The 23,921-nt window shown below is 71.1% G+C and carries 14 protein-coding genes and 1 pseudogene; 8 read left to right on the top strand and 7 right to left on the bottom strand.

Annotated features, from left to right (window positions below):
- Positions 1–101: 101 nt before the first annotated feature.
- Complete coding sequence (locus WME83_RS19795) at positions 102–2,582, top strand: SpoIIE family protein phosphatase (RefSeq protein WP_437322016.1); 2,481 nt, start codon at positions 102–104, stop codon at positions 2,580–2,582.
- Between the two features lie 42 nt (positions 2,583–2,624).
- Here the strand turns inward: WME83_RS19795 and WME83_RS19800 are convergent, their stop codons facing one another.
- On the bottom strand, positions 2,625–4,697 hold the full coding sequence (locus WME83_RS19800; RefSeq protein ID WP_437320843.1) for a rhamnogalacturonan lyase: 2,073 nt from the start codon (positions 4,695–4,697) through the stop codon (positions 2,625–2,627).
- 442 nt (positions 4,698–5,139) lie between these two features.
- Positions 5,140–8,361: a glycoside hydrolase family 44 protein gene (locus WME83_RS19805; protein ID WP_437320844.1), complete on the bottom strand. Its 3,222-nt coding sequence runs from the start codon at positions 8,359–8,361 to the stop codon at positions 5,140–5,142.
- A 606-nt stretch (positions 8,362–8,967) separates the two neighbouring features.
- On the opposite strand from WME83_RS19805, the gene WME83_RS19810 reads away from it, so the two are divergent.
- The gene (locus tag WME83_RS19810) at positions 8,968–10,572 is read left to right on the top strand and encodes an alkaline phosphatase D family protein (RefSeq protein ID WP_437320845.1); all 1,605 of its coding nucleotides are present in this window, start codon (positions 8,968–8,970) and stop codon (positions 10,570–10,572) included.
- A gap of 66 nt (positions 10,573–10,638) precedes the next feature.
- A complete protein-coding gene (locus tag WME83_RS19815) occupies positions 10,639–11,469 on the top strand; it encodes an EI24 domain-containing protein (RefSeq protein ID WP_437320846.1) in 831 nt (276 codons plus the stop codon).
- A 29-nt stretch (positions 11,470–11,498) separates the two neighbouring features.
- Here the strand turns inward: WME83_RS19815 and WME83_RS19820 are convergent, their stop codons facing one another.
- Positions 11,499–12,113 (bottom strand): dihydrofolate reductase family protein, encoded by a 615-nt coding sequence (locus WME83_RS19820; protein ID WP_437320847.1) that lies wholly within the window; start codon positions 12,111–12,113, stop codon positions 11,499–11,501.
- 375 nt (positions 12,114–12,488) lie between these two features.
- Here WME83_RS19820 and WME83_RS19825 point away from each other — a divergent pair, with 375 nt between their 5' ends.
- Positions 12,489–12,917 (top strand): CBS domain-containing protein, encoded by a 429-nt coding sequence (locus WME83_RS19825; RefSeq protein ID WP_437320848.1) that lies wholly within the window; start codon positions 12,489–12,491, stop codon positions 12,915–12,917.
- Positions 12,918–13,007: 90 nt separating this feature from the next.
- On the opposite strand, the gene WME83_RS19830 is transcribed toward WME83_RS19825, so the two are convergent.
- The gene (locus WME83_RS19830) at positions 13,008–13,154 is read right to left on the bottom strand and encodes a hypothetical protein (protein ID WP_437320849.1); all 147 of its coding nucleotides are present in this window, start codon (positions 13,152–13,154) and stop codon (positions 13,008–13,010) included.
- Positions 13,155–13,872: 718 nt separating this feature from the next.
- Between WME83_RS19830 and WME83_RS19835 the strand changes: the two genes are divergently transcribed.
- A complete protein-coding gene (locus tag WME83_RS19835; protein ID WP_437320850.1) occupies positions 13,873–16,137 on the top strand; it encodes a bifunctional alpha,alpha-trehalose-phosphate synthase (UDP-forming)/trehalose-phosphatase in 2,265 nt (754 codons plus the stop codon).
- Entirely contained in the window at positions 16,134–17,825 is a 1,692-nt protein-coding gene (locus WME83_RS19840) for a DUF389 domain-containing protein (protein ID WP_437320851.1), read from the top strand. Before WME83_RS19835 ends, WME83_RS19840 begins: the two co-directional genes overlap by 4 nt.
- A 66-nt stretch (positions 17,826–17,891) precedes the next feature.
- On the opposite strand, the gene WME83_RS19845 is transcribed toward WME83_RS19840, so the two are convergent.
- The gene (locus tag WME83_RS19845; protein WP_437320852.1) at positions 17,892–19,235 is read right to left on the bottom strand and encodes a cellulose binding domain-containing protein; all 1,344 of its coding nucleotides are present in this window, start codon (positions 19,233–19,235) and stop codon (positions 17,892–17,894) included.
- Positions 19,236–19,510: 275 nt separating this feature from the next.
- Between WME83_RS19845 and WME83_RS19850 the strand changes: the two are divergent.
- Positions 19,511–19,624, top strand: a pseudogene (locus WME83_RS19850) (ABC transporter substrate-binding protein); the annotation flags it as partial.
- Between the two features lie 103 nt (positions 19,625–19,727).
- On the opposite strand, the gene nhaA reads toward WME83_RS19850, so the two are convergent.
- Positions 19,728–21,134, bottom strand: a complete 1,407-nt coding sequence (nhaA, locus tag WME83_RS19855; protein ID WP_437320853.1) for a Na+/H+ antiporter NhaA — start codon at positions 21,132–21,134, stop codon at positions 19,728–19,730.
- A 348-nt stretch (positions 21,135–21,482) separates the two neighbouring features.
- Here nhaA and WME83_RS19860 point away from each other — a divergent pair, with 348 nt between their 5' ends.
- On the top strand, positions 21,483–22,502 hold the full coding sequence (locus tag WME83_RS19860) for a phosphotransferase family protein (RefSeq protein ID WP_437320854.1): 1,020 nt from the start codon (positions 21,483–21,485) through the stop codon (positions 22,500–22,502).
- On the opposite strand, the gene WME83_RS19865 is transcribed toward WME83_RS19860, so the two are convergent.
- Positions 22,471–23,118, bottom strand: a complete 648-nt coding sequence (locus WME83_RS19865) for a histidine phosphatase family protein (protein WP_437320855.1) — start codon at positions 23,116–23,118, stop codon at positions 22,471–22,473. The two genes, WME83_RS19860 and WME83_RS19865, sit on opposite strands and share 32 nt — an antisense overlap.
- Positions 23,119–23,921 lie beyond the last annotated feature (803 nt).

Consider the following 23,921-nt stretch of genomic DNA (forward strand, 5'->3'; position numbering starts at 1 on the left):
GAGGCCTCGCAGCGTCCCTGCAAAGCATCCGTGGAGGGCGGGAGGCTTTGCGCCGCCGTTCCGCGGCGCGCGGCGAGCTCCTGCGCGATGAGCCGCAGGCCATGACGCGTAGGCGCCCGACAATCGCCCTGTTGATCGACAACATGGCGGGCGACTACCAGTCGGAGGTGCGGTCCGGCATCGAGCGCGCCGCCGAGGCGCACGGCGTCAACCTCCTGATCGTGTTCGCGTTCGGAGATCTGATCCCCCTGCACGGGTCGACCGACGCCGCCAGGAGGAGCCTCTACCACATCATCAATTCGGAGCTCGTCGACGGCATCATCGTCGCTTCGTCGACCCTTTGCCATCTCGTCGGTATCGACGCCATGCGGGAGTTCTGTCGGTCTTACGCGTCGTTGCCGCTCTGCAGCATCGGGATGGCGATAGACGATATCCCGAGCCTCATGGTCGACAACGCCCTCGGGACCGAGATCTCGGTCCTGCACCTGGTCGGCGAGCACGGCTGCAGGAGGATCGCGTATATTAGTGGTCCTACTAGCAATGAAGAGGCGCTCCTCCGCGCCGGCGGTTACCGGAGGGCGCTCGCGGCGCGCTCCATTGCTTACGATGAACGCCTCTTCATGTCCGGCGCGTTCACGGTGGGCAGCGGGCGCGCCGCGATCTGCGAGCTCCTCGATCGTGGGGTCGATTTCGACGCCATCGTCGCCGCCAACGACTGGATGGCGCTCGGCGCGATCGAGCTGCTCAAGGAGCGGGGCATCGACGTGCCCGGCGACGTCCTGGTGTGCGGCTTCGACGACATCCGCACGGCGCGCTTCACCAAGCCGTCGCTCTCCACCGTTCGCCAGCCCACCAAGGAACTCGGGGGGCTCGCCGTGGAGACGGTCCTCCAGATGATCGAGGGCGAGCCTGTCCCGGTGCTCCGGCTGGTGGGCGTAGAGCTGACGCGGCGCGTGTCCTGCGGCTGCGGGCGCCAGGCGGGCCCCTTGCTTCTCCCTCCGGGGGCCGCCGCGTGGAGCGGTCCGAGCTCGCTCGCCGGCCAGCGGGCGTCGCTGGAGCGCGCGCTCGCGCAGGCGGTCACGATCTCGGCCCGCTCGCTCGATGGATGGGCGGACAGGCTGCTCTCGGCGCTGGAAGAAGAGCTCGCCGGCGACAGGGGCCGTTTCCTGCGTGGGCTCGAGGAGCTCCTCGACGCGGCCCGGCGCGAGGGGGTTCTCCTCGAGCAGTTCCAGTCCGTGATCTCGCTCCTGCGCGCGCGGCTCCAGAGGGCGTCGGAGCAGGGCGGCGACGCCGCTCTGAACGAGACGCTGGAGCAGATCTGGCACGCTTCCCGGATCGCCATCGGAAGCGCGTCCGTGCATGTCGAGGGGGAGCAGCGGCTCAAGGTGGAGCTCGCCGCGATCGACGTCAACTATGGGATGAGGCACTTCTCCACGTGCCTGAACCTGCCGATGCTCCGGTCCACGCTGGCGGCGGATCTGCCGAAGCTCCAGTTCTCGCGCGTCGCCGTGTCGCTCTTCGACGACGCGCAGCGCTCCACCATGAGCCTGTTCTTCTGGATGGAGGACGGCCGCGAGGTGGAGGTGCCGCCCGTGAGCTTCCCGGCGCACCTCCTCGCGCCCCCGGGGTTCCTGAGCGACGATGAGCGCTGGAGCGTGATCATGTTCCCGATCGCATTCGGCGGGATCGAGAAGTTCGGCCTCGCGGTGGTCGACGGCCAGCCGAACGAGATGATTTACGACGCGTTGCGCCTCCAGCTCGGCTCGGCGATGAAGGCGGCGGCGCTGCACCGGGAGGTGGTGCGGCAGGTGGAGCTGCGCGAGCGGATCGAGCAGGAGAAGGTCCGCGAGGAGAGCCGCGTCGCGGCGCGCATCCAGACGACGCTGGTGCCGGAGCAGCTCTCGGTCGAGGGGCTCGAGCTCTGCGCGACGATGAAGCCGGCCGCCGCGGTCGGCGGCGATTACTACGATGTGATCGCGACGCCGGACGGGGGCTGGATCGGGATCGGCGACGTGGCGGGGCACGGGCTCGCGGCGGGGCTCATCATGCTGATGATCCAGAGCATGGTGTCGGTGATGGCGTCGAGCCCCGCGGCGGAGGGCCCGCGCGGGATCGTGTGCGCGGTCAACCGGGCGGTGTACAAGAACGTCCGCGACCGCCTGAAGCGGGACGAGCACGCGACGCTCCTGCTCATGCGGTACACGCGCGACGGCCGCGTGACGTTCGCCGGCGCGCACGAGGACATCCTCGTCTGCTCGCCGCGCACGAGGCGCTGCGCGACGATGCCGACGAGCGGGGTGTTCATCGGCGTGCTGCCCGAGATCGGCGCGATGACGCCGGAGGCCGAGCTCGTGCTGGAGGACGGAGACGTCCTCGTGCTCTACAGCGACGGCGTGACCGAGGCGCGCAACGAGCATCACGAGCAGTTCGGGCTGGACCGGCTCTGCGCCACCGTCGAAGCGGCCCAGTCCGCGCCCGTGGAGGTGATCCGCGATCGCATCCTCGGGGAGGTCGAGGGCTGGTGCCCGAGCCTGGACGACGACGTCACGATCCTTGTGGCGCGGTACCGCAAGCCCGGGTAGCCGCTGACGGCAGCGCTCCGGCCGCACGACGGCGCGCCGGCGTCACCGCACCGTGATGTCGGGTCTGGGGGGCTCCCTCATGCCGTCGCCGATGTGGAAGCTCGTGTGCGGCGGCTGGTTGTAGGTCGCGTTTTGCGCCGACACGTTGGCGCGGTACTGCGGATCGTGCATCAGCGTGTAGATGCGGCGTCTGGTGATCTGATCGGTGGTGTAGATGCGCAGGCTGTCGCCGCACAGGAACACGACCTCCTCGCGCCAGTCGCCGAACAGATCCGCGCTGAGCGTCGGCACCGACTTGCTGCCGTTGATCGAGGTGCAGCCGCTCGCGGTGAAGCCCCGGCCTTCGCCGTCGAAGTTCGTGACGGTGTTGCCGTCGAGCAGCTCGCGGCTCTCGTCGCCGTCCCACCAGATCAGGAAGTTCACCTGGCGGGGACGGGAGCCGATGTTGCGACCGCTCTCCGCGCTGAACAGGCCGGCGGTGTTGGTCCAGGCCTCACCTCCGGGGTTATCGGGCGAAATGTCGTCGGCAGCGCCGCGCCCCGGTCCCTCGCCGTCGCTGTTCGGGCCGCGCCACAGGACCTCGCAGGTCTCCGCATCTCGAAGGAAGTAGGAGGGCACGCCGTCCGCTTCGGTCGGCTGAAACACCTCGAGCCCGGGGCGTGAGGGGACCAGGTCGGCGACGTGAATCGCGTCGCCGTGTCCGTAGAAGTCGACGGCGCACTTGCCCTTGCCGTCGGGACCGATCGTCGCGGCGCCAGGGATGATCTCCTGCCTCAGGTCGCCGTCCGTGTCCGCCGCCATGACGCTGTGAACGCCCTTGCCGGCGAAGGCGCCGTTGCCGTTCGCTGACGAGTCGAAGCTCCACATCAGGCTCAGCCGGCCCTCGCGGTAATTGTAGGCTCCGAACGTCGTCCGCGCGTAGTAGCCCCGCTGCATGACGACGCTCGGTCGGCCCGAGTCATCGAGGAACGCCAGCGTGGCGTTGTAGCGATCCGAGCGGTTGCCGTTGTTGTCGCCGAAGCTGCCGCTCGTGATGGGGGCGTGGTACTGGATGGTCGCGAGCTCCGCGCCGTCGACGCCGCTGAAGACCGTGAGATACTCCGGCCCGCTCAAGATCTTGCCCGCCCCGTTGCGGTAGTCGCGCGCGTCGTCGTCGTCGGCGGCGGGACCGGTGTGCAGGAACGCTCCCTTCCCATCGCGCGTGCCGGGCGCGGTCTTGACGGCGATCTCGGCGCGGCCATCGCCATCCAGGTCGTACACGACGAAGGGCGTGGTGTGCTCGCTCTCGCGGATGTTGATGCCCAGGTCGATGCGCCACAAGAAGGTGCCGTCGGTGTCGTAGGCCGCGAGCTTGGGCTGGCCGGTGCGGCCGTCCTGCGACGGATCGCGCGGGTTGTTCTGCTCTTTGACCACGAGCTCGTAGTCGCCGTCGCCGTCGAGATCGCCGGGAGAGGCGTCGCCGGCTTCGTAATCGTCGGGCGTTTTGAGCGGGATGGTCAGATAGTTTCGCTCCCACGTGGGCGTGCCCGCGTTCCCGCCGCGCGTGTTGGCCGAGTCGCCCTGCTCGGCGCCGTCGATCACGGCGCGGACGGTGTACTTCGCGCCTCCGGGGGCCCCCGCGTCGAAGTAGTTGGTCGAGTCGGTGATGGGCGCGTCGTTCACCTTGGCGCCGTCACGGTAGACGTTGAACCCGATCTCGGGATCCTCGTAGCCCATCAACCGCCAGCCGATGAAGTTGCCTTCGCCCGAGCGCACGGCCACCACGCCGCGGCACAGGTTCTCCAGCGCGACGTGGCCAGTCGCGGCGGTCGGCGTCACCCCGCAGATCGACTCGCCTGGGCTGTCGGTACCGCCCGTGCCGGCGCCTCCGCCGCCCGACGCGCCGCTGGACGTCTGCCCCGCGGCGCTGCTGGACGTCTGCCCCGCGGCGCTGCTGGACGTCTGCCCCGACGCGCCGCTGGACGTCTGCCCCGACGCGCCGCTGGATGTCTGTCCCGACGCGCTGCCTGCGCTCGGAGCGCCGCCGGAGCCGTCATCGCCCGACTCGGACCCGCTGCACGCACCCAGGGCTCCCGCCATGACCAGGGTCATGGTCCCATAAGCAATAGCTCTCATTCTAGTACTCGCCTTTCAAGCCAATCGAAAACGAGCCGAGCGCCGGCGCCGGCGTCGCCGGACGTGGCGCGCGTGAGCTGGTCGCGGATCACTCCGCGACCGAGGGCCCGCTGAGCCGCCGCTACGGAACGTCCGAGATCACCGTTTCCAGAGCTCGACGGGGTTGTGGGATGAGGTGCTGGCTTTCGGTCACCACTCGGAGGCGTCCACTCAACTTTTTTTGCGGCGCATCCCGGACGAGCCGCGGGAGTGGAATTTTGTAGCCGAGCGGGATAGTCCAGGAGACGAGGCGAGCACGGCTGCCATCGGACCGCGCCTGGCGCTGTCCCCTCCACGGCCAGTCGAGGCGCGCAACCTCCTCGGCCTGCTCCGGCTGCTCAGGCCCGGGAGCGCATCGTCCTCTCGCGGTCGGCGAGGGCGAGCAGGTCACGGAGGTCGCCGCCTATCCGGGCGTGCCCGCCGTGAGCACGATGTGGCACACGGTCAGCTTCGGTACCGTATACATCAACGAGTTGTTGGTGATGCTGGTGATGGCGGGCTTCTCCGTGATCCCGGGGCCGCTGCTGTCGAACGCCCACACCCTCGCCGACGTGTAGACGGCCCCGCCGCCGAGGTGGACGACCGCGTTCATGTCATGCTCGAAGTTCTTGTTGATCACGATCAAGCGGAGGTTTCCGTCGCCGTCCTCGTCGACGGAGGCATAGACGGAGCTGTTGTCGATGTCCGACGTCTCCGCCTTCACCGCCGTGTCGCCGTAGCGGGAGCCGTTCCCGTCGTAATTGTTGAAGAGCCTGAACGCCGCGGTGACGTACGGCGCCCCGTCCGCGTCGTTGCCCATCTTCCAGAACGCGCCCAGGTAGACCCCGAGCTTCCCGAAGATGCCCAGCACGTCCGCCATCGCGATGCCGCCGGAGATGTGGTTCTCTCCCCCGTAGTTGTACTCCGAGAAGGCCAGCTTCGTGCCCGCGTTGTGCTTGGCGATGGATCGCTGGAGCCTCGGGATCAGCGGCAAGAAGGAGCTGAAGTGGTCCGAAACCCAGCTGTTCTCCCAGTAGCTCGGGTCCCACAGGGATCTCGGCGCCTGGACGCGGGCCTTGTTCGCCTCCTGGTTGTCGTTGCCAGCCCGCAGGATCTTCTGGCCGCCGGCGACGGCCTCCGTGTACCAGTGGAGGTCCAGGACGTCCAGCAGCCGTCTCCCTTCCTTCGCAGACTCGATCCGCAGGTTGTCCAGGTAGTAGTCGATGTACCAGTCATAATTCGACTTCACGGCGCCCCAGTCGATCGCGGACTGCATGTCGTAGTACTCGCTGAACCCGTACGAGGCGGGGCCGAAGATCTTCGCGTGCGGATCGACCCGCTTCACCGCCCTGGCGAGATCGGCGGACTTGGTCATCACCTCGGCGCAGGTCGCCTTTTCGCGGTGCATGCGCGGATGGCTGTCCGCCCACAAGCCCGGCTCGTTGTCGATGCTGTATGCGCCGATCCCGGTCGGAGTCGACGCGTCGCCGAACCTGTTCACGAGGAAGTTGACGAACTCATCCATGAAGACGGCGCCGTCGCTCGGGTCAGGCACGAGGCTGAAGGGAGCGCCCTTGGACGCCTTCACCTCGACCCACCTGGAGGACGGGGCCGCGAGCGTCTCGGGCACGGACCCATCCTTGTCCTTGGCCACGTATCCCGCCGTCTGCAGCGTCAGGAGCGTTCCGGCGCCCATCGACAAGGATCTCTCGTGGTAGGCGGTCGCCGCGATCCCCGGGATGTCGAACTTCTCGCTCTCCGACATCGGGATGCCGCCGTAGAACCAAGGAACATAGTCGTCGCTGGTGTGATGCCAGTCGACCCCTGCGTTCGACGCGTTGTTCTCCCAGTTGTATGTGGACAGCCGGTTGCCCCCCATCCTCCTCACCGTCCAGCGTTCGGCTCCGGTGAGGTCGGAGTTGGTCCCGTAGATGTAGGGGCTGATCGGCGCCCGCTCCGCGGAGGTGTCGACGGCGAAGCTGACGTCGAACGTCCCCGTGGGCGTGTACGGCGTGTTCACCCGTACCGTCCCGCTCCAGGGGCCCGGCGTCCCGCCGTCCTTCGCTCGCACCCTGTACCTGTGCTGGGTGCGCTGGCCTAGCCCGGAGTGGACGTACGATGTGCTCATCCCCACGTCGACGACGGCCCCGTCGACCTCGACGTCGTACCCGGTAATGCTCTCCTGCAGCTCGCTCCACGTCAGGGTGATCGAGCCCTCCGCGGGCCGAGCCCTCACGTTGACGGGCGCGGGCAAGACCTGCTCGCCGGTCGTCTTCAGGCTTACGGGGGAGCTCCACACGCTCACCTTGCCGTCCTTGCGGGTCCTCACCCTGTAGGTGTGGAGCGTGCCCGGGTTGAGCCACGGGTCGAGATACGATGTGTCCGTCAGACCGGCGACGACCCTCCCGTTCGCCTCCACGTCGTAGCCGGCGGCCCCCGCGACGGGCTCCCATGTCAACGTGATGGAGGTGTCGGCGGCGTTCGCCCTGATGGACGCCGGGAACGGCGGACGATCGAGCAGCGGGGGCTCCACCCCCCAGGTCAAGGCCCCCGAGACGTACCCGGTGGTCTTCGGGCTGTCGATGAACTCGTTCGAGTTCGTGAACGAGTAGTCGTTGGTCTGGTCGAACGGCGCGCCCCAAGGGCTCCGGTTGAACCACGTGTGCACGCCGACCTTCGCCCCAGGCGACAGGACGCCTGCCGTGTCGGTGAACCCGATCTCCAGGTAGTGGTCGGCCTGCTCCGAGGGGACGGGCATCTTGGCGAAGGTGGCGATCACCTTCGCCTTGGACAGCGTGGACCAGAAGTCGATCGCGAGCGTCGTCTCCTCGTCGATCGTGAAGTAGTATCGGACCTTGATGTCCTTGAGGTCGATCGGGTCCTCGCCCGTGTTGTAGATCTCGAAGCTCGGGCTCGGCTGGCCCGTGGTGAGGCTCGTGCCCGTCTTCACGCTGGCCTTGAGGGCGGCGGCCGGCGCGGTGTCGGGCAGGACCTTGAGCTGACCGGCGGAGGCGTTGAAGTGGTAGCGCTCCGTCCGGTCGGCGTTGTACACGCCGACCTCCACCAGGTACGTGCCGATGGGCGCGCCCGCCGGCGCGGACCAGGGCGCCATGAGGTGCTTGGGCGTCGCCGCCTCGAAGGCGTCGCCGGAAGAGCGGACCGGCACCTTGATGCCGTCGGGTCGAATCAGCGCGATCTCCGTGCGCGCGCTCACGCTGACGCTGGACGTCAGCGCGACGTCGATGGTCACCGCGCCGCCTGGCGCGATCCTGGTCGGGGTCACAGCCGCCGTGCTGGCGAAGTTCGGGATCTGGGGGTTTGCGCTCACGGCGAAGGTGGTGATGCCGGCATACCACTGGTACATGCCGCTCCATTCCGCGCCGAAGACCCCGAGGCTCACCGAATACACGCCCTGCGGGAGGCTGGCGGGGACGCTCCAGGAGAACGGCACGTTCTTGGGCACGCCGGCGCTCACGCCGACCTTGTCGATCGTCGTTTCGTGCACCTTGGTGAGGGAGGCGTCGAAGATCTGCAAGAGGAACAGCAGGGGTCTGGTCTCCGACGCGGTGACGTTCACGTTCAGGATCACGCTGGCGCCAGGGGCCACGGTCGATGGAGTGGCTTGCACGAATGTGTCGAGCTGCATGATGAGACGCTCCTCTCTCGATGGGCAGGGATTGGGGTGTTCGCTGGCCCGCCGCCCTCCCACCGCGCGGAGAGATTTCAGGCCCAGCCGCGGGCTGGGGTGGAGCCCCGCCGGATCCATCCGCGAGGTGAGGGAGGGTGTCCTGACGTCGAAGCGTCGTTCTCCGCCGGCAGGCTGACCTTCGGGCTGCGAGCCACCCGTGCCCTAGGCAAGCGGAGTACCAGCGCCTCGAGCTCGCGAGAGCGCTGGATCGCCGGCGCCGAGGCCGCGTGGACCACGGGAGCAGCGGCGGATCGCTCCGCTGGAGCGGACCTCACGCAGCGGGCGAAGTCCGCTCTGCCGGACTCGGTCCGCAAGAGCGGACTCCGCGCGTTCGCCCCCCGCTCCCTGCGCGCCCACGGCCCTGGAGCGGCGCCGCCCTCCACGTGAGCTGGGTTGGGTCCGCACGTGCTCTCGCGCCGATGGTAGGCGAAGCGCGCGGCGCGCTGTCGGCGCTCTCCGTAGACGATGGCCGCTCCACCGCCAGTGAATGTACATGGGCGCCCGCGCATGGTGTCATGACGGCGACGGGCCGCTCCCCAGGGCGGCCCCTGGAAGGAGACGCTCATGGCCGAGCCGTTCCCGGGCCGCGAGGCGGAGCGCCGGATGCCCCGCTTCGCAGGGATCTGGACGACGACATTCGGGACGCTGACCATTGCGCAGAGCGGCAGCGCTTTCCGCGGCACGTACACGCACAAGGGCGGCCACGTCGAGGGCGCGCTCGAGGACGGCGTGGCCCGGGGCCGGTGGTTCGAGCCCGATCACGGCAAGGAAGGCTCGTTCGAGCTCACCGTGGATGACAGCGGCAATACGTTCGCTGGCTCCTGGAGATACGCGGGCTCGGCGGGCTGGGACGGGCCATGGACCGGCGTGCGGCTCGAGCTCCCCTCCGAGGCGGAGGGCGGCAATCCGGGCGGATGGAACAGCTATCCGGAAGGCCCGCTCCTCGCAGGCCCGATGGTCGGCGAGGTCTCCGAGACGGAGGCGCGCATCTGGATCCAGGCGAGGGACACCTCGCCGCTCTCGATCTCGTTGCTCTCCGACGACGGCGAGGAGATCGGCGCCGCGCTCTCGCCCGCGCGAGCCGAGTGGCTCTGCGCCGCCTTCCACGTCACGGGCCTGCGCCCTGGCCAGCGCTACCGCTACGAGATCTCGAGCGAGAACGGCCTCACCGCTCGCCATGAGCTCCGCACCGCGCCCGAGCGGGGCGCGCACAGGCTCAAGATCGCCTACGGCTCGTGCTTCTGGGACTATCCGAACGCGCGGCTCACCATCTTCGACGCCATCGCGCGCGAGCGCCCCGATGTCTTCTTGATGATCGGCGACACGTCCTACTGCGCCGAGCTCGACGCTCGCTCCGAGCACACGCTGATGCTCACGCACCTCCGGCACCGCAACAGCGATGCGATCCGGAGGCTCTTGGCCGAGGTCCCCGTGCTCGGCATCTGGGACGACCACGACTTCGGCCCGAACGACGCGGACGGCCGCTACGAGGGCAAGGGCACCTCGCTGCGCGCGTTTCAGCGCTGCTGGGCGCAGGCCCGCTTCGGGCTGCCCGACGTCCCCGGGGTCTTCTCCTCCGTCCGGATGGGCCCTGCCGAGGTCTTCCTCCCGGACTCGCGGTACCACAAGCGCGTCTCCGGGGCGGAGATCCTCGGTCGCGCCCAGCTCCATTGGCTGCTCACAGGCCTCCGCGAGAGCGCCGCGCCCGTGAAGATCATCGCCTCGCCCACGCAGGTGCTCCCCGAGCACCCCGTCAAAAACGGCTGGGACAGCTTCCGCACCGACACGCCCGGCGAGCTCGAAGAGGTCCTCTCCTTCATCGAATCCAACGACATCCAGGGCGTGGTCTTCGTGAGCGGCGACCTCCACATGGCGAACCTCATCCACGTGCCCGGGCGCGACGTCGGCGGGCGCGCGGGGCCCGAGTTCTGGGAGCTCACGTCGAGTCCCCTCGCGAACGCGCCCTGGAACGAGCCTCAGGTGGGGAGAGGCATCGATCGCTATCTCATCAGCGAGGTGTTCGACCGCACGAACTACGGCGTCGTCGACATCGATCTCGACCGTACCGGCGAGGAGATCGCGCTCATCCTGAAGGGCGAGCACGGCGAGACGTTCCTCCGGCAGCCTCTTGCGCTCGCGGATCTGCGCGCACGTCGCGCCCGGCCTTGACACCCCCCATGCTGGCACGCGGAAGCCGTTGACCGGATGCCCGACTGCTGGGACGTTCGAAGCCGAATGATCACCCCGGATCCGCCCCCCGGCTCTCCCACCGCGCCCGCGCAGCGCCCGCCCGCGGGGCTCGTGCCGCTCGAACGCCCCGGCTTCGGCGCGGGCCTCAAGGCCCTGCTGGGTGGCTACGGCTACCTCTTTCGCACGCCGGACCTGTGGCCGCTCGCGCTCGTCCCTACGGGCATCGCGCTCGTGCTCACGGTCGCGCTCGCGATCGGCGGCGTGAAGCTCGCGCCCTCGCTCGTCGCGCTGATCGTGAAGGAGCCGGGGACGGGGGGGCTCTGGACCGTGCTCATGGCGGCGCTGCGGATCCTCGCGCTCGCGGTGGTGCTCGTGGCCGCCCTCGCCATCTCGTTCGGGCTCGCGAAGCCGCTCTCGGGGCCCGCGCTGGAGCGGATGGTGCGCAGGGCCGAGGCCGATCTCGGGGCGCCCGCGTGGACGGAGGTCGGCTTCTTCGCGGACATGTGGCGCGCGCTCCAGTCGTCGCTCGTGGCGCTCGCCTTCACGCTCCCGATCCTCATCGTCCTCGGCATCGTGGGTTTCCTCTTCGCGCCGGCGAGCGTCGTCGTCGTCCCGCTTCAGCTCGCGGTGACGGCGCTCGCGGGGGCCTGGGACCTCTGCGACTGCCCGCTGTCGATCCGCGGCGTGCCCGTGGCGGCGCGGGTCGATTTCGTGCGCCGGAACCTCGCCGCGGTGATGGGCTTCGCCTTCGGCCTCGCGCTGCTCTCGTTCCTGCCTTGCTCGCTGCTCATCGTGCTCCCGGCCGGCATCCTCGGGGCGGCACGGCTCGTCGTCACGCTGGAGCGGTGGGAGGCCACGAAGCAAGCGCGGCGCTGAGCTCGGCAATCGTCGAGCAGGGCGGCGGCTCAATCGTCGAGCAGGAACGAGCCGAACGTCGGCTCGCCCGCGCGCCGGTAGGTGTTGATGACGACGCCCCGCCCGGTCGCGCGCGTGGCCCTGAGCTCGAAGGCCGTGGGCGCGACGCGCTCGAAGAGGCGCTTGCCGGCGCCGAGCACGACCGGAAACGTGAGCACGTGCAGCTCGTCGACCAGGCGGTGCGAGAGCAGCGTCTGCGCGAGGCCGGCGCTGCCGTGCACTTGCACCTCGCGCTGGTAGCGTTGCTTCAGGCCGGCGACGCCGGCGACGACGTCGCGCTCGATCGTCGCGGGGCCCCAGTCGGCGCGCCCGAGCGCGCGGCTGGCGACGTGCTTGGGCAGCGCGTTCAGGGCGCGGGCGATCGGGTCGGCCGGGTCGGTCACGCGGGGCCAGTGCGACGCGAAGATCTGGTAGGTGCCGCGCCCGAGCAAGAACGCATCGGCGCGCTTGAACACGTCGACCATGAAGGCGCCCAGGTCGTCGTCGAAGTGGGGCCGCACCCAGCCCTCGTAGGTGAAGCCCCCGCTCGGATCTTCACCCGGCCCGCCGGGGGCCTGCATCACACCGTCGAGGGTCACGAACGTCGTCATCGTCAAGATCGCCATGGCTCACGCTCCTCGGGGCGCGGCGGGACGGTCCGCCGCGGCCTCTGTCCCTTCGACCCCGCGAGCCGCCGAGAATCATCGGCCCGACGACGATTTCTTCCCGCCGGCCGGCGCCGGGCTCGGGCGACGCCGGCGCGAGGTCAGCCAGCGGATGGGTCAGGGAAGGGGACCGACCAGACCGAGCGCTGGAGAGAGCCGGCGCGTCGTCCCCGCTCGGTCGTCGCGAGCTCGCACCTCGGACCCTCCCATGTTCATCGCGGGCTCGACACCCGTGCCTCGCGGCGCGATGGCCCGCCATTTGCTGGTGCTGGATCTCGAGACGAGACGATGGGCGTCTCGGACACGACGCGGAATGCGATGCCAGGAGGAGAGACAATGAACTGCTCCGAGCTCATGAAGACCGACGTGGCGTGCTGCAAGGCGGGCGAGCCCGTCGAGCGCGTCGCCGAGCTGATGCAGTCGCGGAACATCGGCTTCGTTCCGATCTGCGGTGATGACGGTTCCGTCATCGGGACCCTCACCGATCGCGATCTCACGATCCGGGTGCTCGCGCAGCACCGTCAGGCCTCGTCGACACGGGCGGAAGACGTCATGACCCGAGAGGTCGTCTGCTGCCGTCCGGACGAGGACGTGGACGTGGCGGCGAGCCTCATGAGCAGCCACAAGAAGTCGAGGATCGTGTGCGTCGACGACCAGAAGCATCCTGTCGGCGTCATCAGCCTGTCGGACATCGCCGACAAGGACGGCGGGGCGAGGTCGTCAGAGCTCTTGAGCTCGATCTCTCAGCGAGAGGCCCGCGCGTAGCGCCCGCCGCTCCGCCCCCGTGCGTCAGGGCGGCCCGCCGCGCGCCGGCGGGCCCGCCCCGCGCGCGGCCCTGCGGGCGCGCGTGCTGGCTCAGAGCGGGACGCCCGGGATCTGCGGGGCGTGCGCGCCGACCTGGGTCAGGAGCCACGCCTGCTGGCGGCGCGTGTTCTCCTCGATCCGGTCGCAGCTCGCCGTGAGGGGGCGGTCGAGCAGCATCATGGCCGTCTTCTTCTTCACGGCGATTCACGGCGGGCTGGTCGGCGTCGCGGCGATGTTGTGGCCGACGTGCAGGACGCCGTCGGCGACATCGACGTCCCGGTAGCTCGACGGCTGCCCGTCGCGGCCGAACGTCTCGCATGCACCGCCTCGATACCGCGCGATCGATCAGACATGCTCGAGCGAACCGCGCCTGACCGCATGTGCCGGAGCTGCGGAGTCAGGAGCGGCATGACCCCGAGCGACCTCGCTGGTCCGGGCGCTGTCGCGTCGACGGTGCGCTCGGTCGAAGCGCGCGTCGCTCGTCGTCCTCATGCGCGCATGCGATCGAGGCGGCGCCTTGGCGCGCCGTATCGCTGTCCCCGGGGATCCGCGATCGGCCGCGCACCTGTCGGTCCACGAGCCCGCGTCGCCCTCCATCGGCGCCCGACGCGCCGCGACACGCCCGCGCGGCGAGGTGCGAGGTGGCCGACGGATCGGCGCGCGCGGCCCTCCGGCGCGCCGGATCGGCTTGCGCGAGGCCGCGCAATATGTTTTGAGTTCAAAGTATTCGCTCAGCCACGCGCGCCCGCGGCGGACCCGCAGCGGGCGTCGCGCCCTGTTCGTTTTCGGCGGCACGCGGCCTCGCGCGAGGCGCGCGGCCCGTCCCGGCGCCGGCGCGCCTCGCGCGCGGCCGACGAGGGCGCGCCGCGCCTCGCGCGCGGCGAGCGGCCTCGTCACCGCGGAGGAGGGGAGCCCCATGGCCCGACTGCTCATCGTCTCGAACCGTCTCCCGATCAGCGTGCGCGTCGACCGCGGCGCGCTCTGCCTCACGCGCTCCTCCGGCGGCCTCGCCGCCGCCATGCGCGGCCCGCACGAGCGCCACTGCGCGGTCTGGATCGGCTGGCCGGGCAGCGTCGCGAGCCTCTCCCCGGAGCAGCGGCAGGACGCCGACGCGGCGCTCGCCGGCATGCGCGCCGTGCCCGTGCACCTCGGCGCCGCCGAGCAGCACCGCTTCTACGACGGCTTCTCGAACGGCGTCCTCTGGCCCCTGTTCCACTACCTGCTCGACAAGGTGAACCTCGACGCCGAGCTCGACTGGGAGGCCTACCAGCGCGTCAACGAGCACTTCGCCGACGTCGTCGCCGCGCAGTACACGCCGGGCGACGCGATCTGGGTGCACGACTACCAGCTGCTGCTCCTCCCGGCGCTCCTCCGGCGGCGCCTCCCCGACGCGCGGATCGGCTTCTTCCTCCACGTCCCGTTCCCGTCCGCCGAGGTCTTCCGCATCCTCCCGTGGCGGGAGCAGATCGTGCGGGGCCTGCTCGGCGCCGACCTGATCGGCTTCCACACGGCCGCCTACCGCAGGAACTTCGCGGCGTCGGCGGCGCACGTGATCGAGGTCGAGCCGGGCGAGGCGGCGATCGAGCACGACGGGCGCAGGGTCGCGCTGGGGGTTCACCCCATCAGCATCGACGCCGCCGAGATCGAGCGGCTCGCGGGCCACCCCGGCGTCCGCGAGGAGGCGGCGCGCATCCGCGCCGAGGCGCGCGGCCGCAAGATCGTGCTCGGGATCGACCGCCTCGACTACACGAAGGGGATCCCGCGCCGCTTGCTCGCGATCGAGCGGTTCCTCGAGCGTGAGCCGGAGCTGCGCGAAGAGGTCCGCTTCCTCCAGCTCGCGGTGCCCACGCGCGAGATGGCCGGCGCGTACGCCGACTTCCGGCGGCTCGTGCACGAGATGGTCGGCCGCATCAACGGGCAGTACGGCACGACGTACGCGACGCCGATCCACTACATGCACCGCTCGCTGCCGTTCGAGCAGGTGGTCGCCCTCTACCTCGCCGCCGACGTGATGCTCGTGACCCCGCTGCGCGACGGCATGAACCTCGTCGCGAAGGAGTACGTCGCCGCGCGGGTCGCCGACGACGGCGCCCTGATCCTGAGCGAGTTCGCGGGCGCGTCCTCCGAGCTCGCGGAGGCGATCTCCGTGAACCCGTACGACATCGGCTCGGTCGCCGCCGCCGTGAAGCAGGCGATCGCCATGCCGCCCGCCGAGCAGCGGCTCCGGATGGCGGCGCTGCGCCGCCGCGTGGCCACGCACGACGTGCACACCTGGGCGCAGTCGTTCCTCGACGATCTCGACCGCGCCTCGTCGGCCGTCCCCGCGGCGTCCCCGCCGTCGCGCCGGGGGATGCCCGAGAGCGTCGTCGAGAGCGTCCGCCGGGCGCCGCAGCGCGTGTGGATCCTCGACTACGACGGCACGCTGGTCCCGTTCGCGCCGGTGCCCGACCTCGCCGCGCCGGACGAGGAGCTGCTCGCGCTGCTCCGGGCGCTGTCCGAGCGCGACCGCGTGCACGTCGTGAGCGGCCGCCGGCGCGCCGACATCGAGCGCTGGCTCGGCGCGCTGCCGCTCCACCTCCACGCCGAGCACGGCTTCTGGTCGCGGCCCAGGGCGAGCGACGACTGGGTCGCGCTCGAGCCGGGCGCCGCCGCCTGGAAGGGCGAGGTGCGGGCGATCCTCGAGGACGTCACCCGGCGCACCCCGGGCAGCTTCATCGAGGAGAAGACGGTGACCCTGGCGTGGCACTACCGCACGGCCGAGCCCGAGCTGGCGAGCCAGCACGTGCGCGAGCTGCGCGCGCGCCTCGAGGAGCGCATCCCGCTGGACGCGCTGGAGCTCCTCGCCGGCGCGAAGGTGCTCGAGGTCCGGCCGCGCGGCGTGCACAAGGGCAGGGTGGTGCCGCTCATCCTGGACGACGTGCCGTCGAGGGCGGCGGTGATCGCGATCGGCGACGACCGCACGGACGAGGACATCTTCGCGGCGCTGCCGCCGTCCGCGTGCACCATCCACGTCGGCAACGCGAGCAGCCGCGCCGCCTACCGGCTGCCCGACGCCGGCGCCGTGCGGCGCCTCCTGCGCTCGGTCCACGGGGGGCAGGACGCGGGCCGCGCGGGGCAGGACGCGGGCCACGCGGGGCAGGACGCGGGCCGCGCGGCGCGTGGCGCCGGGGTCGTGGCTTGACGCACGCCGCGTGGGGGGCGCTCCAGGACCGCATCGCGGCCGCGTTCGGGATCGAGCCCGAGGCGCGCGAGGCCATCGTCCGGAGCATGCTCGAGCGGAGCGCCAAGGGGGCGGCGGGCTACTGGCTCCAGCTCTTCCTCGCCATGGGCATCGCCTCGCTCGGGCTCGTCCTCGGCAGCGGCGCGGTCGTCATCGGCGCGATGCTGATCTCGCCGCTCATGGGGCCCATCGTCGAGCTCGGGATGGGCCTCGCGATCGGCTCGCCGTTCCTGGCGCTGCGCTCCTTCACGCGCGTCGCCTTCAGCGTCGTCATGGTCGTGGCGTGCGCCGCGGCGCTCACCCTGACGCTGCCGTTCTACGAGGTGACGTCGGAGATCGCCGCGCGCACCTCGCCGACCGCGCTCGATCTGCTCATCGCGATCTTCTGCGCGATCGCGGCCGCCTACACCACCGTGCGGCCCGGCTCGGACACGACCTCGACCGCCGCGGGCACGGCCATCGGCATCGCGCTCGTGCCCCCGCTCTGCGTCGTCGGCTACGGGATCGGCACGCGGGTGACGAGCATCGCGAGCGGCGCCGCGCTGCTCTTCACGGCGAACCTCTGCGCGATCCTCCTGTTCGCCATCCTCTGCTTCTTGCTCCTCGGCTACGGCGCCGTCAGCACCGCGGAGCTCGAGCACGCGGAGCTCGCGAAGCAGAAGCCGGGGGCGATCCGCCGGGCGGCGCGCGCGCTGCAGGTCTTCTTCGAGCTCCGCCACGGGTGGATCTTCCGCGTGATGATGCCGCTCGCGCTCCTCGGGGCCGTGTACTTCCCCCTGCGGGAGGCGCTCGCGCGGGTGTCGTGGCAGGTGCGCGTCCGCACGGCGATCGTGCGCATGCTCGACGCGCTGCCGCAGAGCACGGTGCGGTCGAGCGTCACCGTCGACCACGGCAGCGTCGCCGTGCGCCTCGTGCTGCTCGGCCGGGCCGACGAGGCGGAGCGGCTCGAGCGCGATCTGCGCGATCAGATCGCCGTCGTCGCGGGCGTCACCCCGAAGGTCGACGTGATCGCGGTGCTCGACGCGAGCGCGCTGGAGGAGGTGGCGGCGTCGGTCCGGGCGAGCTCGACGCCCATCGACGTGGCGCGCAAGGAGCCGGAGCTCACGCTCGTCCAGAGGGAGCTCGCCGCGTCGCTCGGGGGCGCGTGGCCGCACGCGGCGGGGCCGCTCGTCGCGTGGCGGCTCCGGTTCCCGGACAACGAGCCGGCCGTCGTGGAGGTCGTGCACGTCGGTCCGGCGCTCGGGGCCCCGGCGGCCGACCTGCTCGGGCGCGCGCTCTCTCGGGAGCTCGGCGCGGAGGTGGTGGTCGAGGACCGCGCCATCGCGCCCGAGCCGGTCGTCGCCGAGCCGGAGGGCGGGTGGCCGTGGCTCCACGAGGCCCGGACCGCGCTCGCCTGGGTGGACGACGTGGAGGCGCTGCACGGCTGCGTCGAGGTGCCGCAGAGCCCCGGGGAGAAGCCGAGCGGGGAGGTCGAGGCGGTCCTCGCGGCGCTGCGGTCGCTGCCGGCCCTCCGCTCGGATCGGGTGCACGTCCGCGAAGGGGCGCGGTGGCGGGCGGTCGTCTCGGCCGCGCCGTGCGCGCCGCCGGAGCCCGCGCCGGCCGACGCCGCGGCGGGGGCCGGCGCTCCGGCGGACGCCGGCGCGCGCTGAGGTCCGCGGCGCGGGCGATCGCGCCCCGGGCTGGCCGCTGCGCCGAGCGGAGATGCTTCACGGCGCTCAGGGCGTGGTGGCGGTCGGCGTGTAGTTTGTGCCGGTCTTGTTCGCGCAGAAGCCGAACGAGGTCGTGGCTCCGGGCGCGAGGTTCGCATTCCAACTCAGCGGAGTGATCTGATACTGACCGGCGGAAGCCGCCTGGAAGTTCGCGCTGTGGCTGCTCGTCAGCGTGGATTGATTCATCGCGAGCGACACGGACCAAGTGGAGATCGCAGTCGTGCCGCCGTTGTGAACCGCGACATTCGCGCAATAGCCCGTGTTCCAATTGCTGGTCACGGTGAGCGTCGCGGTCCACGGCGTCGTGCTCGCGCCGCACGGGATCTGGCTCGTCGTCCAGGACGTGTTCGGATCGATGAAACACAGGTCCCAGTTCGAAGGCGGGCCGTTGAAGTCCGTCTCGCTCGGCGGCAAAAGGCTCGTCACGCCGTCGTGAACGAGGCTCGTGTCGATGAAGCCGAGCTGCGGGAACGGCTGATCCTCGAGCGGAGAAAAGTTTTCGACGATCGGGCCCCACCAGCCGCAACCGGTCACACTGCAGTCTTGTTGCGGACCCGTGAACGCGTGCACGTACTCGAGATCCCACTGACTCGTGCAATAATTCCAGAACAAAACGCGGTTCTCCCAGCCGCTCGCGGTGGAGACGGTGGCATTGGCGTAGTACAGCGTCTCGTGGTTCACGCCGGCGCCGTCCGCCATTTGCGTGAGCTGGCAGGTGTTGTCGCTGAAGGGTCGCGTCCAGATCCAGGAGGGCACGGTCTGACCGCCCGCGCACGGATCGGTCGCCGAGCACGACCAGTCGAAAATGCCGATGTGATGCACGCTGGCCTCGCGGTACCAGCCGACGACCTCGACGGTTTTTTCCGTGCGATTCGTGGCCGTCGTGAACAAGTCCGCCGGTACGTCGAAGCCGAGACCGTCCGGATACACGATCATGTGTGTGTAGAGCGTCGATGATTCGGTTACGGGCAGCGCGCCGCTCTTGTAGCTCACGCCCGCGCCGAGCCCGCCCGGCACGTGGTCGGGGACGCTCACGCGCGAGCGCGCCGCGCGCGGCGCGCCGTCCGCCGTGCCGCGCATCGCCTCGAGATTCGGCGGCAGCCGCTCCGGCCTGCGCGCGGCGGCACGCTGCGCCTCAGCGCGGCGATCGGCGATCGGCGCGCACTGCTGCGTCTCCGGATTCTGCAGAAAACCGGCTGCGCAATGCCCGCCGCCCGCGAGCGCATGCGCCTCCGAGACAACGCCCTCCTCGCCGGATGCGTCCGCGCCGCACGCGAGGAGAACCAGCGGTGCCGCGAGGTACAATGAAGAAGAAAACGCCGACATCATCGAAGCCGTGACTCGTTGCATCGTCGCTCCTACTTCGGTCGACACACACACTTTTGGTGAGCTCGCGCGCAGTGAGCAGGTCGACCGAACCCGGGATGTTCGTCTCAGGCTCTCAGCGCCATTAAAGTCTCGGCGCGTAGGCAAACCGAGCCGGATCGCAGCGCGAGGAAGTGTAGCGCAGCAAGCCGAAAGGGTGGGACCGCGAGCGGCTCGTATGCTGCGCATTCCTGGCTCACCGGAGGGCGTGATTCTAATGAAATCGCGTCATAAACCCCATGCAATAGATTCATCTCGCCCAGTTCTCCCGCACGCCAGGCATCAGCGTTTGGCAATGGGCTTGGCCGCCAGTCCAAGTCGTCGATCGGGATCCGGCGGAGCCCGATCGATTTCGGAGCCTTCACGCCGGCTGAGAAAGCACAGTCTAGCGGCGGGCTCGACGTTCGGCCCAAGCTTGCTCGCCCCTCCGGTGCCACCGGCAGCCCGAGCAGCCGACCGATCTGGTGGGGGGTGAAACTACTGCTCCGTCGACGCCTCGGCCTCGGCGGCCGTCCGCGCCGCGCCGAGCGCCGGGGTCGCCGGCAGCGCGAGCCTGCCGACGAGGAGGCCCACCACGGCGGCCACGGCCGAGGCGAGCAGGACGCCGAGCTTGGCGGCGGCGAGCTTCGCGGGGTCGTCGAACGCGAGGCCGGCGATGAAGATCGCCATCGTGAAGCCGATGCCCGCGACGCAGCCCACGACCGCGATCCCGCGCCAGCCGACGCCTCGCGGCAGGGCGCAGACGCCGAGCCGGACCATCGCGAAGCTCGCGAGGAAGATGCCGATCGGCTTGCCGACGACCAGGCCGAGCATGACCCCGAGCAGGATCGTCCCCGAGGCCGCGTGGCCGAGCGAGGAGCCGTCGACGCGGACGCCGGCGTTGGCGAAGGCGAACAGCGGCATGATGCCGTACGCGACCCACGGGTGGAGCGCCGCCTGGAGCCGGACCACGGGCGGCAGCGCCTCGAGCTGGGCCTGCCGGATCCGCCCGAGGGGCTGCAGCAGCTCGTCCGCGCGGTGGTCGTCGCGCTGGACGAGCGCGGAGACCCTGTCCACCGTGTCGCGCGCCGCGGCGAGGAACCCGTGGCTGCCGAACCAGGAGCGCGCCGGCGTGAGCAGCCCGATGACCACGCCGGCGATCGTCGGGTGGACGCCGGCGCGGAGCATGCCCCACCAGAGCACGGCGCCGGGGGCCACGTAGGCGGCGGGCGAGCGGACGCCGAAGCGCTGGAGCAGCCGCACCGCGAGCAGCCCGCCGCCGGCGATGAGCAGCCCGCTCCACGCGACGCCCGACGAGTAGAACAGCGCGATGACGATGATCGCACCGATGTCGTCGATGATCGCGAGCGCGAGCAGGAGCACGCGCAGGGCAGGGGGCACGCGCTTGCCGAGCAGGGCCAGGACGCCCACCGCGAACGCGATGTCGGTCGCCGTGGGGACGCCCCAGCCGTGCCGCGAGGCGGGCGACGTGTTGAGCGACAGGTAGAGGAGCGCGGGCGCCATCATGCCGCCCAGCGCCGCGGCGACCGGCAGCGCCGCGCGCTTGAGATCCGAGAGCTCCCCCTCGTGGATCTCCCGCCGGATCTCGAGGCCGACGACGAAGAAGAAGATCGTCATCAGCCCTTCGTTGATCCAGAAGTGCAGGGGCTGCGTGAACACCAGCGAGCCGGCGCCGATCGTGATCGGGAGATGCCAGAGGTGCTCGTACGCGTCGCCCCACGGCGAGTTCGCCCACGCGAGGGCGACGACCGCCGCGACCAAGAGGACGATCCCGCTGGCGGCCTCGACGTGCAGGAACCGCTCGATCGGGCCGAGGACGCGCTCGGCGATGCGGCGCGCGGGGGCCCAGGTTCCGGGGGCGTGCTGTGACGGGGATCGACTCAAAGGACCGCCAGGGCGCGAGCGGCGTCGCGCGAAGGGGGAAGGCGGCCCGACCGTCCCGTGATGACCTGTCGCGGCGCTCTGCCGCCGCGACACCCGCACGGGAGAATACTCATCCGGGCAACCGAAGCCAGTCAGAACGGGCTCTCCGGGCCTCCTGCGCTCGCCGGCGCGGTCGCGCGCTGCCGCCCGGGGGCGCCGCTCCAGCGCGGCCGCGCGCCGCCGCTCCGGCGTCGCCGGGCGCAGGGCTCCGGCGCGCGGACCGGATTCGAGGCGCAGGGTGGATCGTGAGCTGGCCTCGGCGCATCGTCGGCTCGTGAGGCGATCGATGTCGCCTCGGGGAGGTGATCGATGACGCGAGATGCCCTGGATCGCGCCGCGGTGGCGGCTTTCCTCGCCGCGCGCCACGGCGGTGCCGCCGGCGACGCGGCCATCGAGGTGCGCCCGCTCCCGGGCGGCCTCTGCTCGGAGGTCGCGCTGGTCACCGCGCGGCTGCGCGGCGGCGCGGGGGCGCGCCCGGTCGCGCTCGTGGCCAAGCTCGTGCACGGCGCCGCCGGGCGCGAGGCGGCCGTCTACCGGCGGCTCTCGAGGTCCGTCGCGCGGCGCTTCTCGCCCGAGCTGCTCGGCGCGGAGCGGCTCGGGCGCGGGCGCTGGCTGCTCTACCTCGAGCGGATCGAGCCGGCGCACGCGTGGCCCTGGTCCGACAGCGGGCACACCGCGCAGGTGCTCGAGCGGCTGGCGCGCCTCCACGCGACGGCGAGCGGCGCCTCCCTGCCGGCGTGGGACTACGAGGCCGAGAACCTGGCCGCGGCGCGGGGCACCCTCGCGCTGGCCGAGCGCCTGCCCCGCGGCGAGGTCCCGGCGCTCGCCCGGTCGCTGCCCGCGCTGCGGCGGGTCGTGGCGGCGCTGCCGGCGATGCGCCGCCAGCTCCTCGAGTTCCAGCCGCTCGGCCGCGCGGTGATCCACGGCGACGTGCACCCGGGGAACGTCATGGTCCGCCGGCGCGACGGCGTCGCGGAGCCGGTGCTGCTCGACTGGGCGCGCGCGCGGATCGGCTCGCCGCTGGAGGACGTGAGCTCGTGGCTCCAGGCCCTCGGCTATTGGGAGCCGGAGGCGCGGCGCCGCCACGACACGCTGCTCGCCGGCTACCTCACGGCGCGCGGCCTCGCCCCCGCGCTGACGCGGCCGCTGCGCGACGCCTACTGGTTCGCGGCCGCCTCCAACGCGCTCGCCGGCGCGCTCGGGGTCCACCTCGCGATGGCGTGCCGGGCGAGCGAGCCCTCCGCGGCGCCCGACGCGCGCGCGGCCGCGGCCCGGAACGCGGCGGACTGGCTGCGCGTCATCCGCCGGGCCGACGCGTGCTGGCGCTGACGTGCTCGCGGTCGTCGAAGCGCAAGAGGACGCCGCGCTCGCCCTGCCACGAGAGCGACGTGAGGCTGGCGTTGCCTGGCCGGAACGGCTCCCAGCGCGCGGGCGGGACGCCGTGCAGCGCGCCGACGATCTGGCCGATGACGCCCGCGTGCGTGACCACGAGCGCGCGCTGCCCCGGGTGCGCCGCGGCGATCGCGCCGATCGTCGCGAGGCAGCGCGCGCGGAACTCGCGGTAGCTCTCCCCGCCCGGCCAGCGGAAGTCGTCGTCGTCCTGGCGCAGGTTCGCCTCCCAGAGCGCGGCGTGGCGCGCCTTGACCTCCTCGAGCGGCGCGCCGTCCACGTCGCCGCAGCCGATCTCGCGCAGGCCGTCGTGCGTGCGGACCGGGCCCCACGCGCCGGCCGCGATCCGCGCCGTCTCGAGCGCGCGGCTCAGCGGGCTCGCGTACACGGCGTCGAACGCCGGGCCTCCGGCGAGGCGGCGGCCCAGCGCTTCGGCCTCCTCGCGCCCTCGCGCGTCGAGCGGCGTGTCGGTCCACCCGCTCATCGGCGTCGCGGGACCGCCGCGGTTGCCGGCGGTGCGGCCGTGGCGCACGAGGACCAGGAGACAGGGGCGCATGAGTCGGGGGGAGCGGGGGCGCTCGGCCAGGAGGCTAGTAGCGCGGGTCCGAGATCGCGCCAGACACACCGGTCGATCGCGAGCGATCGCTGGAAACAGGAGCGATTTTCGTAGTTTCCGCTTGCTTCGCCGTCGAGGGCGGCGCCGGTGTGCCCAACGCGGCGCCCTCTTCCGCCGCATCGCCCGCGGCGGCGTCGACGCGCATCGCATCGAGGATCCCGCTGAAGATCTCCGCCTAGCCTAGGAGCGCGAGCATCTCGAACGGGACGGGGGCGATGTCGAGCAAGGCGCGAGACCAGAGCATCACGATGCTAGGACACCGAACGGGTTGAAACCCCGAGAAATGAACCACAGAGGCACAGAGGGCACAGAGTGAGAGAATGAAAAAATCCATTTCTCCTCTCCCCTCTGTGCTCTCTGTGCCTCCGTGGTTCGAATCTCTTCATTCTCGGGCATTTGAACGGGTCGATCACACCGGTCAACGCCGTGATTCGTTTTGTCTCGGACGCAGCCACGTCGAGGCCGCCGTGACGCCGAACCGTCCCGGTTTCCATGCTCCAGGAATCTCATCGGAACGCAACCAACGTCGACCTGCGCTCGCCATTCAAGCCGTCACGCGTTCGTGATCCTGCTTTGTTCGAAATCAGGAAGCGCCTGATGGACCCGGGCGCTTGGGCTCCCCGAATATCGGAGACGGAGGGAGGATCGCACAGAGCCAGCGCGGTGCGCGCGGCCTGCGCCGCCGGCGCTCGCTCACAAGGAGAGCGTGGGCACGGAAGGGGGGTGTCGCGCCCGCCAGCCCG

Origin of the sequence: Sorangium sp. So ce385, assembly GCF_051474135.1 — a bacterium.
In the GTDB taxonomy this organism is placed as follows: Bacteria; Myxococcota_A; Polyangia; order Polyangiales; family Polyangiaceae; genus Sorangium; species Sorangium cellulosum_D.